Here is a 13056-nt window from a genome sequence, read left to right on the forward strand (position 1 = left end):
GCGGGTCCGACGGCGAGCGCGATCCAGGCGGGCTCGGAGGTGGCTACCGCCGATGGCGGCCTGCTGGCCCGCTACGAGATCATCGACGTCAACCCCGCCGTCGTCGAGGCCCTGCGCGGTCGCCCGCTCGACAGCCTGCTCGCCTCCTTCGGCGATCACCGCCCCTCCGCCGAGCCGGTCATCGGCATCGGCGACATGGTCTCGGTCTCGATCTGGGAAGCCGGGTCCGGCGGCCTGTTCTCCGGTCCGCTGGTCGCCGACCGCTTCTCGGCCGGGTCCAAGTCCGCCCTCATCCCCGAGCAGCCGGTTGGGCGCGACGGCGCCATCTCGGTGCCCTACGCCGGCCGCATCAAGGTCGACGGCCGCAGGCCCCAGGACGTCCAGACGCTGATCGAGAGCGAGCTCGCCGGCAAGGCCATCCAGCCGCAGGTGCTCGTGTCGGTCACCCGCCCGATCAGCCAGGCCGTGACCATCACCGGCGAGGGCGCGGCCGGCGCCCGCCTGCCGCTCTCGGGCCACGGGGACCGCATCCTCGACGTCATCGCGGCCGCGGGCGGCAACCGCTCGCCGGTCTCGGAGACCTTCGTGCGGCTCTCCCGCGGGCCGGTGACCGCGACCGTGCCGCTGACCACGGTGGTGTCGAACCCCAAGGAAAACATCTACCTGCGGCCCAACGACGTGCTCACACTCGTACGCGACCCGCAGACCTTCCTGGCGGTGGGTGCGCTGGGACAAGCCACCGAGCTGCCGTTCCAGGCGGACGGGATCACGCTGGCGCAGGCGCTGGCCAAGGCGCGTGGCTTGTCGGACTTCGCCGCCGACCCGTCCGGGACGTTCATCTTCCGGTTCGAGCCGGCCAGCGTGGTGCGGCGGCTCAACCCGGGCTCGAAGCTGCTCGGCACGCCGCTGGTCCCGGTGGTCTACCGGATCGACATGCGCGACCCCAACAGCCTGTTCGTGTCCCAGGCGTTCCGGATGCGCAACCGCGACCTCGTCTACGTCTCGAACGCGCCGTTCACCGAGCTGTCGAAGGTGCTGACCGCCTTCAGCGGCGTCACCGGCCCGATCGCCTCCGTGGCCACGGCCTACGCCTACACGAAGTAGGCAAGGCGCCGGCCTCCGGGCCGGCGATCAGTCCGACAGATCCCGAACGAGAAGGGGGCGCGGATGATCTCCGCGCCCCCTTCTCGTTTTCAGCGAAGACCGATCGCGATCCGGGGCGCGCGGCCCCGGACGCATTCAGGCCCGCTTGGCCAGCAGCTGCTCGATCAGCGAGCCGCCCTTGTCGATCGCCGTCATCTCCTCGGCCACCGCGTTCACGGTGTCGCGGATCTGGTCGGCGGTATGCTCGGAGGTCAGGAAGAAGCGCAGGCGCGAGGCCCGCTCCGGCACCGCCGGGTGGATGATCGGCTGCACGTTGATGCCGCGCCGGAACAGACGGTCCGACAGGGTCACAGCCTTCAGCGAGTCGCCCACGATGATCGGCACCACCGCGAGACCCAGGCTGAAGCCGGTGTCGAGGCCGAGCTTCTTGGCGGTCGCCAGGAACAGGTTTCCGTTCTGGCGCAGGCGCTCGACCCGTTCCGGCTCGGCATGCATCACCGCAAGCGCCGCCTCGGCGGCAGCGGCGAGCGGCGGCGACATGCCGACGCTGTAGACGAAGCCGCCGGCCGAGTGCTTCAGGTACTCGATCAGCGCGATCGGGGCGCAGATATAGCCGCCGCAGGTCGAGAGCGTCTTCGACAGCGTGCCCATCCAGATGTCGACCTCCTTGGGGTCGACAACGCAATGCTCGAACAGGCCCGCGCCAGTCCGGCCGGTGACGCCGAGGCCGTGGGCCTCGTCGACCATCAGCCACGCATCGTAGCGCTTCTTGAGGGTGATCAGGCCGGCGAGGTCCGGCGCATCGCCATCCATGCTGTACAGGCCCTCGACCACGATCAGCGCCCGGCGGTGCTCGTGGCGGGTCGACTGGAGCAGGGTTTCCAGGGCGTCGAGATCGTTATGCGCGAAGGAGCGCCGCTGGGCGCCCGAGAGCTGCGCGCCGGTGACGATGCTGTTGTGGGACAGCGCATCGTGGAAGATCACGTCGCCGGCTTCGAGCAGGGCGCCGATGGTCGTCACGTTGGTGGCGTGCCCGCTCACCATCACGACGCAACCCTCGGTGTGGTAGTGCTTGGCCAGCGCCTGCTCCAGGCTGATATGACCCGGCCGCTCGCCGGCCACCACACGGCTCGCCGACGCGGAGGTGCCGTAGGCGTCGATCGCCTCGCGCGCCGCGTTGCTCACCCGCGGGTGACCGTTCAGGCCGAGGTAGTCGTACGACGAGAAGTTGGTGAAGCTCTTCTGGTCGATCCGGGTGGTCGCGCCGGCCTTGGCGTCGTGGACGCGGAAGAACGGGTTGCCCAGGCCGATCAGCTGCGCCGCCTGACGCTGGAGCTGCAATTCGCGGTAGCCCGGCAGGTTCTCGAAATTCTGCGCGGCGGACCGCCCGGCCGGGGAGGCCGCCTTGGCGGGTGCCGGGCGCGGCGTCGCGCGCCCGAGGCGGTTCGTCACGAAGCCGGCGAGCGCCGCGCGCCCGCCGTCAGGCCGTGCCGTATCGGTCATGTGTTGGTCTCTTTGATCGGGCTGGACGTCTGCTCGATGAGTTCCCGGAGCGGCGCCATCATCGCCGCATCGATCTCACCACCGATATGCTTCGAGACGAGGCTCATCGCGACACCGGCCGCCTCGTCCATGGGCGCGGAAACCGCCTGAATTAAGGACTCCGACAGCTCGTTGACGGTCATGCCCGAGGACAGGCCCGCGGGCGGCGCATCGAGGGCGAAGCGCTCCTGCAGGCTGGCGCCGAGCTCGACACCCATCAGCGAGTCGAGGCCGATCTCCGAGAGCTGGCGCACGCGGCTGATGTCGTCCTTCGGCAGGCGCAGGATCCGGGCGATGTCCTCGACGATCGCGTCCGACACGGTCTTGCGGACCGAGTCGAGGTCGCCGCCCTTGAGCAGCGCCCCGATGTTGATCGCCTGGACACCGCCGGCCTCGGCCTGCTGGTCGGAGCCCAGTTCGGCGTAGCTCGGCGAGCGCATGGTGGCCAGACGCTCGCGCGCCTTGCCCCAGTGCATCGCCGCGATGGCGATGACCGCCTCGTCGGGGGACGCACCCTGGTGCCCCAGTGCCTCGGCCATCAGGTCGAGACAGCGGCGGGCCTCCATCGGCGTGACGCCGACGCGACCGGCGAGGCCTTCCATGACCGCCTTGTTGCGGGCGAGCATGCCGACATCGCCGATCGCACCCCAGGCCACCGCCAGAGCGGGCAGGCCGCGACGGCGGCGCTGGCGGGCGAGGCCCTCCATGAAGCCGTTGGCGGCCACGTACGAGCCCTGACCGGGATTGCCGATGAAGGTCGTCGCCGAGGAGAACAGGACGAAGTAGTCGAGGCTCCGGTCGCGGGTCGCGGCGTCCAAGTGTTGAGCGCCCACCACCTTCGGACCGATCACGGCGTCGAGCGCAGCCGCGTCGATATTGGCGATCAGGCCGTCCTGAAGCACCGCCGCGGCGTGGAGCACGCCCGCGAGCTTTTTGCCGCCCTGCTCGATCCCGGCGATCAGGCGATCCACCGAGGCACGGCTGGTGATGTCGACGGCCTTGGCCTCGACGGTCACGCCCCGTGCCGTGAGTTCGGCGACGATCGCCTTGGCCTCGTCGGTGGCCGCGCCCTTGCGGCCGGCGAGCACGAGGTGTTTCGCACCCCGGTCGATCAGCCAGCGCGCCGCCTCCAGGCCGAAGCCTCCGAGGCCGCCGGTGAGCAGGTGGACGCCCGTCTCCGAGACCACGAACGGCTTAGCCGTATCCTTCATGATCGTGCCGGCCTTGGGCGGGCTGATCACGATCTTCCCGATATGGCCGGACTGCTGCATCAGCCGGAACGCGTCCGAAGTCTCGGCCGCCGTAAAGGGCTGATAGGGCAGGGGCTTCAAGCCGCCGTCGTTGAACAGGGCCATGACCTCGCGGAACATCCGCGCGCCGTCATCGCCCTGGTGCTGGATCACCTGATCGAGATCGACGCCGAAATAGCTGAGGTTCCGCCGGAACGGGCGCAGGCCAATATGGGTGTTGGCGACGTAATCGCGCTTGCCCAGCTCGACGAAGCGGCCGAACGGCCGCAGCGCGTTGAGCGAGCGCTCCATCGCCTCGCCGAACAGGCTGTTCAGCACGATGTCGACGCCGTCTCCGGTAATCGCCCGGATCTCGTCCACGAAGGCGAGGGAGCGGGAATCGAGCACATGCTCGGCGCCCAGCGCCTTGACCAACGCCCGCTTCTCGCGGGAGCCGGCCGTGGCGATCACCCGCGCACCCTTCAGCTTGGCGATCTGGAGCGCCGCCAAGCCGACGCCGCCAGCGCCACCATGGACCAGAACCCATTCGCCGCGCCGCATCCGGGCGCAGGAAACGAGTCCGTAATAGGCGGTGAGGAACGCCACCGGCACGGTGGCGGCCGCCATCGGGTCGAGGCCCGGCGGCATCGGCGCGACCACGAGGTCCGGCACCACGATGTGGGTGGCGAAGCCCGACTGGGCGAAGGCGACGACCGGATCGCCGACCTTGAAGCCCTTCACGCCCGGGCCGACCGCGGTGACGCGGCCAGCGCATTCAAGGCCGAGTCGCGGACCGGCGAAGCCGTCCTCCAGGATCTCCTCGGGGAGCATCGAGAGCGCCCAGAGCACGTCGCGGAAGTTGAGGCCGGTGGCCTCGACCGCGATCTCCATCTCGCCCTTGCCGGGGGCGCGGCGCTCGGCCGGACCCCAGACCATCTCGCTGAGACCACCGGTGTTGCTGCGCTCCAGGCGCGCGGCATCGGCCGGGATCAGATCCGCCGGATCCCGGTGCTGCGGCTTGCCGGCATGGAAGCGCACGACCTGGGTCTGCTCGTCGTCCAGCACGATCTCGGTCTCCGGAGTGCCGGAGAGGATGAGGTCACGCAGGCGCTCGGAGGCACGCTTCGACGACATCTCGGGGGAGAGGTCGATGCGGCGAACGTCAAGGTTTGGGGCCTCGTTGGCGAGCGTGCGGGAGAAGGCCCACACGCCGGCCTCGATGTTGGTGGTCTGGCCGCCGCGATCGCGGGTGGCGCCCGGCGCCACGACCCACAACCGGGTCTGGCGCGCGCCAAGGTGCTCGGTGCAGCGCTTCAGGCTGAGGCAGCGGTCGCGCAAGCGCTCGGACGCCTCGCCGCCGCGGGTGAAGGCGCCGGCCAGGAACACCACCGTGTCGGGGGTCTCCCGCTCCAGCTCCATCAGCGAGGTCTCGGAGTCGAGAATGATCGAGACATGCACGCCGCCCGCGACCAACAGGGTCGCCAGGGAGGAGGCGGTTTCGGCCGCGAACTCGTCGTCGGAGCCGATGATGAAGGCGAAGCTTTGGGCCGGGGCCGGGCCCGGGCGTACCGGGGCCTCGGCGGTCAGGAGCAGGTCGTCGCCGTTGGCGGAGGTCGACCGCTCGACCTCGACCTTGACGAGGCCGTGGGCGCTCAACGTGCGCTGCCAGCCCTCGATATCCTCCAGCCGGCCGACCGGCAGGCCGCCGACCGCCTCCTCGAACCAGCCTGAGGTCAGGCCGAACACGAGGTCGCGGAACAGGGACGATCCCGGCTCCACCGCCACCAGCAGGCCGCCGGTGGCGAGCGCCCCGGCGAGCTGGCCCGGCAGGGCCCGGTCACCACGATGCAGGCTGCCGGCCGCCAGGATCAGGTCGAAGCTGCCGGGCGCAAGTTCGTCAGCCGCCTCGATCACGGCAGCGGCGCGGCCCAGCGACAGGCGGGCACGCTCGGCCAGCCTGCGGTCGGTCTCGAACACGGTGAGCCGAGCCTCGGCCGCGGCCGCGAAGGTCGCGGTCTGGGCCGAGAGTGGGCCGAACCCGACTTGGAGCACGCGCAGCGCCCGCTCCTTGGGGAGCTGGCTCCGGCTGCGCTCGATCAGGCCGGCGACCACGTCGGCGCCGTGGCGCGCGGTGGCCGAGCGAAGCACGAAGGCGTCGATCGCTCCCTGCGGCAGGGCCGGCGCGTCGGTGAGCTTACCGGCGAGCAGACGGTCCACAAGGGCGCCGACATCGGCGATCAGCACCAGCTCGGCCGAGAGATCCGGATGGTCGCCCGCGATCCAGCGCATGATCTCGTCGGGGGCCGGCAGCGCGGAGCCGTCGCCCAACGTCCAGTTCTGGCCGGCGCGCTCGGCGAGCCCGCTGCTCTCCAGGGCGTAAAGGGCGTTCAGCAGCCAGGGGCGCAGGGCCTCGGGCACGCGCGGGTCCTGGGCCGAGACGGTCTCGCCCTGCGCCAGCCCGGCGGCGAGGCGGTAGGCCAGCGACGTCGCCCAGCCCTCCAGCAGGAGGTGCCCCGGCGACAGGGCGGCATCGGCCGGGCCCTTCGATTCGGCGGTCAGCGGTCGCAGCCGGGCGGCCACGCTCGGGCGGCGCTCCATCGGGATCGCCGTCGGCTCGGTGGCGAGTTCCGGCACCTGCGAGATCGCGAAGGCCGAGAGGTCACCGCCGGTCTTGGCGCGGAGGGCCTGGAACCGGCCCTCGCGGATCGTGGCGACGATCCCACCCTCGGCATCGAGCAGGGTGAAGTCGGCCAGGATCGAACGCTCGTTGCACCGGCGGGTCCGGATGATCGAGCGGGCGATCACGGCGCCCGGGGTCACCAGCCGGACCTCGCCGAAGCGCACCGGGATGTAGGCCTTGCCGCCATTCTCGCCGAGCAGGTCGGCGAAGAGCAGGATCAGCCCGTGGAAGCAGGCGTCGAGCCGGTTCGGCACCAGCCCGTAGCGGGTGTCGGGCTCGGCCGGCAGCAGGTCCGACACGATGGTGGCGTCGTCCAGCCGGGCGCTCATGGCGACCTGCTGGAAGCTCGGGCCGAAGGCGAGGCCGGAAGCCAGGGCCTTGGCGTAGAGCGCGTCGCCGGAGAGCACGTGCTCGCCGGCCGTGTCGAAGCTGAAACCGTTCAGGTCCGGGACCTTCGGCGCCGAGAAGGTGCCCTCGACGATCTTGGCCTGGGCGTGGAGCTGCCAGGGCGTCTGGGTCAGGCGCGGGCGGCTCAGCACCTGGATGCCGTTGCCGGAGCCCGACAGGCGCACCGCGACCTCGCGCAGCGCCTCCTCGGCAAACACCATCGGCGCCACGATCTCGAAGTCGGCGAGCACGACCTCGTCGTCGCGCATCGCTTCGCGAACGCAGGCGAGCGCCATCTCGACGAAGCCGGCGCCCGGCATGATCACCTGGCCGTCGACCTTGTGATCCTCCAGTTCGGGCACGGTCGCGGGATCGACGAAGCCGTTCCATTCCAGACCGTCGAAGGTCGTGCGGGAGCCGATCAGCGGGTGGTAGGGGCGGGCGCTCATCGCGCCGACGCCCTCGGTGGTGTCGGCGAGGCGGAACGGCCGGCGCTGCCAGGGATAGGTCGGCAGGCGCACGTCGCCCTTCGGCGCGTCGCCGAACAGCAGGGACTCGTCGACCTGCGCACCCTGGACCAGGGCGGCACTGACCGCCTTGGCGATCGGATCGCCGCCCGACGCCTTGCGGTGCATCACGCCGACCGTGGCGGTCTCGATGCCGAGCGGCTCGACCGCGTCGCCGACATGGGACATCAGGGTCGCGCGCGGGCCGACCTCGACGAACACGCGGGCGCCGCGGCGGGTGGCGTCCTGCACGGCCTCGGAGAAGCGGACCGGCTCGCGGATGTTGCGCCACCAGTAGCCGGCGCCGAAATGGGAACCGTCCAGCACCTCACCGGTGACAGTGGAGACCATCGCGGTGGTGCCGGCCTTGGCCTTCAGCCCGGCGAGGTCGCGCAGCAGCGGCTTCTCGGTCGGGTCCATCAGCCGGCCGTGGAAGGCGTAGGCGAGGTCGAGCTTGCGCCCGCGCCGGCGCTTGCGCGACAGGGCCTTCAGGGCGGCCTCGATATCGGCCACCGGCCCGGCGACCGTCACGGCCTTCGGGCTGTTGTAGGCGGCGATGTCGAGGGTCGGGAAATCCTTGAGGAAGGTCTCGACCTCCTCGGCCGGCATCAGCAGCACCGCCATGGTGCCCTGGCCGTGCGTCGTCTCCTGATGGTGGCTGCGGTAGTAGATGACCCGGACCGCATCCTCCAGGCTGAGGATCCCGGCAGCCTCGGCGGCGGCGATCTCGCCGACGCTGTGGCCCAGCACGTAGGACGGGATCAGGCCCTTGGCCTTGAGGGCGGCCGTGGAGGCGCTCTCGATCGCGAAGATCAGCGGCTGCGACACGCTGGTCAACGCGAGGCGCTCGTCGAGATCGTCGGCGTAGAGCGCGTCCTTCAGCGACCAGTCCGAATAGACCTGGAACAGGGTGTCGATCCGGTCGAAGGTCGCGCGGAAGCTCGCGTTCTCCTCGTAGGCCTCGCGGCCCATGCCGGCCCACTGGCTGCCGTTGCCCGAATAGATGAAGGCCACCTCGGCGACGCGGTCGACCGCGGTGCCGGTGAAGGCGTCCTGGGTGTCCTCGCCCTCGCCGATGGCGCGGAGCGCCGCGGCCACGTCGGTCTTGCCGTCCAGCGCGATGGCGAGGCGGGCCGGCATGCGCTCGCGGCGATGCGCGACGGCGGCCGCCACTTTCGGCACCTGAGCCGGCTCGGCCTCGAGACGCTCGGCGTAGTCCAGGGCGAGCTCGTTCAGGGCGGCCCGGGTCTGTGCCGAGAGCAACAGCACCTGGGCCTTTGGCTGCACGGTGGCGTCCACCTGCGTCGCCCAGGCCGGCGCGTCGGTGATGACCACGTGGGCGTTGGTGCCGCCGAAGCCGAAGGAGTTCACGCCCGCGAAGCGCTCGCGCGAACCGCGGCTGATCGGCATGGCCTCCTGCACGACGCGCAGGTTCAACTCGTCGAACGGGATGTCGGGATTCAGCTCCGCCGCATGCAGCGACGGCGGCACGAGATCGTGCTCCAGCGCAAGCGTCGCCTTCATCAGGCCGGCGAGGCCCGAGACCGGCTCGGTGTGGCCGATGTTGGTCTTGATCGAGCCGATCGGCAGCGGCGCCCGCCGGCCGCGGCCGAGCTTCGAGCCGATGGCCGAGGCCTCGATCGGGTCGCCCACCGGGGTACCGGTGCCGTGCGCTTCCATGAAGGCGAGGTCGTCGAGCCCGATCTCGGCCTCGCGGTAGACCTTCTCCAGCAGGGCGCCCTGAGCGTAGCCCGAGGGGAGCGAGATGCCGGTGGTGCGGCCGTCGGAGTTGATCCCCGAGGCCGACACCACGGCGCGGACCGTGGCGCCGTTGCGCCGCGCGGCCTCGGCCGATTGCAGCACGAACACCACGCCGCCCTCCGAGCGCACGTAGCCGTCGGCGTTCTTGGAGAACGCCTGGCACAGGCCGGTGCGCGAGAGCATCTGCGCGGTGGAGAAGCAGATGAAGTTGAACGGGCTCGCCAGCACGTTGACGCCGGCGACGACGGCCGTGTCGACGCGGCCCGACCGGATCGCCTGCACGGCGTTGTCGAAGGCGACGAGCGAGGACGAACAGGCCGTGTCGACCGTGAAGCTCGGACCCTTCAGGTCGAAGATGTAGGAGATGCGGTTCGAGATGATCGACAGCGTGTTGCCGGTGGCCGCGTAGGCGTCGCCCGAAGCCGCGTCGAGGATGCGCAGGTTGCCGTAATCGAGCGAGGAGGCGCCGACGAACACGCCGATATGGCTGCCGGCCACGCTCGACGGGCGCAGGCCCGCATCCTCGAGGGCTTCCCAGGTCAGCTCCAGCAGCATGCGCTGCTGCGGATCCATCTGCTCGGCCTCGCGGGGCGAGATGCCGAACACCGCCGGGTCGAACGACCATACGTCGTCGATGACGCCCGCCGACCAAGTGTAGCTCTTGCCACGCTCATGGGCGCGGGGATGCGCGAACCGCTCCAGGGAGAACCGGTCGGCCGGCACCTTGCTGACGGCGCAGCGCCCCTCGGAGAGGAGTGACCACAGCCCGTCCACACTGGGGGCCCCGGGCAGTCGGCATGCGCGTCCGACAATCGCAATATCTGTACGTTGTGTCACGTTCGGTTCGCACACGCTCGTTATCGGAAGTCGGCTCGGCTCGCGACGAGTGAGTACCCTCTCACCCCTTACTGTGGCACCATTGCGGTGTCCAACCAGCCCGGACGCGAGGTCATCCCCGTGCGGCGAAATTGCCCAAGGCTGTGACATGTATTCATCAGCGTCTTATCCAATCCCGGCGGTCAGAATGCCAAGTTTGGACCGGTCGACCGTCCGCGGAGACGCTGAAACGATCATCAGAAAGCCACAGTTTCGCCCCGCCTTCGGCAGCCCGTCTGACGGCAGCGCGCCGCGGCCGCCAGAAGATCTTCCGAAGTGATCTTCGGATCATCGCGAGGTCAGGACGGGTCCACCACGGCGCCCGCCCCGTTTCGCCCGACGCCGCAATAGCTAAAGCCGTGGCGTGCGGCGCTCTCGGGATCATAGATATTGCGCAGATCGACCAGGACGGGCGCCGATCCGCCGGACGCCATGGCCTCGCGCAGCCGGTCGAGATCGAGCGCCCGGAAGGCGTTCCATTCGGTGACGATCACCAGGGCATCCGCGCCCTCCGCGCAGGCATAGGCGTTCTCGGCGTAATCCACAGCCGGCATCAGCACCCGCGCATGCGCCATGCCCTCCGGATCGTAGGCGCGCACCGTCGCGCCCGCATCCTGAAGGCCCGCCGCGATCGCCAGCGACGGCGCGTCGCGCATGTCGTCCGTGTCGGGCTTGAAGGTCAGGCCGAGGAGCGCCACCGTCTTTCCCCGCACCGAACCGCCGCACGCCCTAATGATCTTGCGCGCCATGGCGCGCTTCCTCTGGTCGTTGACCGCCACCACGGTCTCGACCAGCCGTAACGGAGTGCCGGCGTCCTGGGCGGTCTTGACCAGCGCCAGGGTGTCCTTGGGGAAGCACGAGCCGCCATAGCCCGGGCCGGCATGCAGGAACTTGGTGCCGATCCGGTTGTCCAGCCCGATGCCCCGGGCGACCTGCTGCACGTCGGCGCCGACCTCCTCGCACAGGTCGGCGATCTCGTTGATGAAGGTGATCTTGGCAGCCAGGAAGGCGTTGGCGGCGTACTTGGTCAGCTCGGCGGTGCGGCGACTGGTCACGAGGATCGGCGCGGCGTTGAGATAGAGCGGGCGGTAGACCTCGCGCATCACCGCCTCGGCCCGGGCCTCCTCGGTGCCGACCACGATGCGGTCGGGGCGCTTGAAGTCCGAGATGGCCGCGCCCTCGCGCAGGAACTCGGGGTTGGAGACGACGGCGAAGTCCGCCGACGGGTTGGCCTCGCGGATGATGCGCTCGACCTCGTCGCCGGTTCCGACCGGGACCGTGGACTTGGTGACCACGACGGTGAACCCCGAGAGCGCGCCGGCGATCTCACGGGCCGCGTCGAACACGAAGCTGAGGTCGGCGAAGCCGTCGCCGCGGCGTGACGGGGTGCCGACCGCGATGAACACCGCGTCGGCCTCGGCCACGGCCTCGCGCATGATCGAGCGGAAGGCAAGCCGGCCCTGGCGGACGTTCTCGGCCACCAGCGCGTCGAGCCCCGGCTCATAGATCGGCATGCGGCCGGCGTTCAGGCTCGCGATCTTGTCCGGGTCGCGGTCGATGCAGACCACGCCGTGGCCGAAATCCGCCAGGCAGGCCCCGGATACCAGGCCGACATACCCGGCCCCAATCATCGCGATCCGCATCCGGTCCTCTCGGCAGCTCGGCCCCGACTTGCTGCAATGCAGCATGGTCCGGGCATCACGGGGGTGCAACCCGGTCCAGCCTGGATCGTCTCCAGCCTGTCGCCCGATTGCAACACACGGGAAGAGTGACTGTTTTTTGACGGTCCGGCCGCGGCGGCGAATCGGTCCTGCGCCGGCGCCGCGGTTTTCGGGCCGCATCGCCGCGCATCGCGCTTTCTTGCTCGCATTGGCGCAGGAGCGGCTTCGCAGTGCCGATGCCTTCCTGTAGAAGCGCCACCGCCCGACGGGCGCAGGCGCAATCCCGCCCTCAGGCCCTGACCCAAGTATCGGCGAAGGATCGGCGAAGGACCGCGATGACCGAACTCCCCAACGTCCACGTGCGCGCCGAGGTCCTGGCCCAGGCGCTGCCCCACATGCAGCGCTACGACCAAGAGATCGTGGTCATCAAGTATGGCGGCCACGCCATGGGCGACCGGTCCGCGGCCGAGGATTTCGCCGAGGACATCGTCCTTCTCGAGCAATCCGGGCTGAAGCCGATCGTCGTCCACGGCGGCGGGCCGCAGATCGGCAAGATGCTCGACCGGCTCGGCATCCAGTCCGAGTTCCGCAACGGCCTGCGCGTGACCGACGCGGCCACCGTCGAGGTGGTCGAGATGGTCCTGGCCGGCCTGATCAACAAGCAGATCGTCGGCTGGATCTCGGCCGAGGGCGGGCGGGCCATCGGCCTGTGCGGCAAGGACGGCAACATGGTCCGGGCCAAGCGGGCGATGAAGACCGTGGTCGATCCGGAAAGCCATCTGGAGCAGACCATCGACCTCGGCCTCGTCGGCGAGCCGGACCATGTCGAGCGCGGCGTCCTCGACGCGGTGCTCAAGGCCGAGCTGATTCCCGTGCTCGCGCCGGTCGCCTACGGGGCGGATGGGCAGACCTACAACGTCAACGCCGACACGTTCGCGGGTGCCATCGCGGGGGCGCTCCGGGCCAAGCGGCTGCTGCTGCTCACCGACGTTCCGGGCGTCCTCGACAAGGACAAGAAGCTGATCCCGGAACTCACCGTTGAGGATTGCCGCCGCCTGATCGCCGACGGCACCATCACGGGCGGGATGATCCCCAAGATCGAGACCTGCATGTACGCGATCGAGCGCGGCGTGGAGGCGGTCGTCATCCTCGACGGCAAGGTCAACCACGCGGTGCTGCTGGAGCTGTTCACCGATTACGGTGCCGGCACGCTGATCCGGCGGGGCTGAGCATCGGCCGCGGCAGGGAATCGTGCGGGGCGGCAACCTCCGTCCCGCACGCGCATTGTCCTGCTCCCGATCGGCCCGAAT

5 protein-coding genes are annotated in these 13056 nt (G+C 70.1%); 2 read left to right on the forward strand and 3 right to left on the reverse strand.

The window, feature by feature from the left end; genetic code table 11:
• Window positions 1–1104: polysaccharide biosynthesis/export family protein (locus MKK63_RS17650; RefSeq protein ID WP_244004045.1), on the forward strand; the 1104-nt coding region annotated here is incomplete at its 5' end.
• A 135-nt stretch (window positions 1105–1239) separates the two neighbouring features.
• Here the strand turns inward: MKK63_RS17650 and MKK63_RS17655 are convergent.
• The 3 genes from MKK63_RS17655 to MKK63_RS17665 form a co-directional block, all read right to left on the reverse strand.
• Entirely contained in the window at window positions 1240–2607 is a 1368-nt protein-coding gene (locus MKK63_RS17655; RefSeq protein WP_244004047.1) for an aminotransferase class I/II-fold pyridoxal phosphate-dependent enzyme, read from the reverse strand.
• Window positions 2604–10046: a type I polyketide synthase gene (locus MKK63_RS17660; RefSeq protein WP_244004049.1), complete on the reverse strand. Its 7443-nt coding sequence runs from the start codon at window positions 10044–10046 to the stop codon at window positions 2604–2606. Before MKK63_RS17660 ends, MKK63_RS17655 begins: the two co-directional genes overlap by 4 nt.
• 338 nt (window positions 10047–10384) lie before the next feature.
• A complete protein-coding gene (locus tag MKK63_RS17665; protein WP_244004051.1) occupies window positions 10385–11728 on the reverse strand; it encodes a UDP-glucose dehydrogenase family protein in 1344 nt (447 codons plus the stop codon).
• A gap of 353 nt (window positions 11729–12081) precedes the next feature.
• Here MKK63_RS17665 and argB point away from each other — a divergent pair, with 353 nt between their 5' ends.
• Window positions 12082–12975 carry an acetylglutamate kinase gene (gene argB, locus MKK63_RS17670; RefSeq protein WP_244004053.1) on the forward strand — a complete coding sequence of 298 codons (894 nt, stop codon included), beginning with the start codon at window positions 12082–12084 and terminating at the stop codon, window positions 12973–12975.
• Window positions 12976–13056 lie beyond the last annotated feature (81 nt).

The sequence above is a fragment of the Methylobacterium sp. J-088 genome, from assembly GCF_022829295.1.
GTDB lineage: Bacteria > Pseudomonadota > Alphaproteobacteria > Rhizobiales > Beijerinckiaceae > Methylobacterium.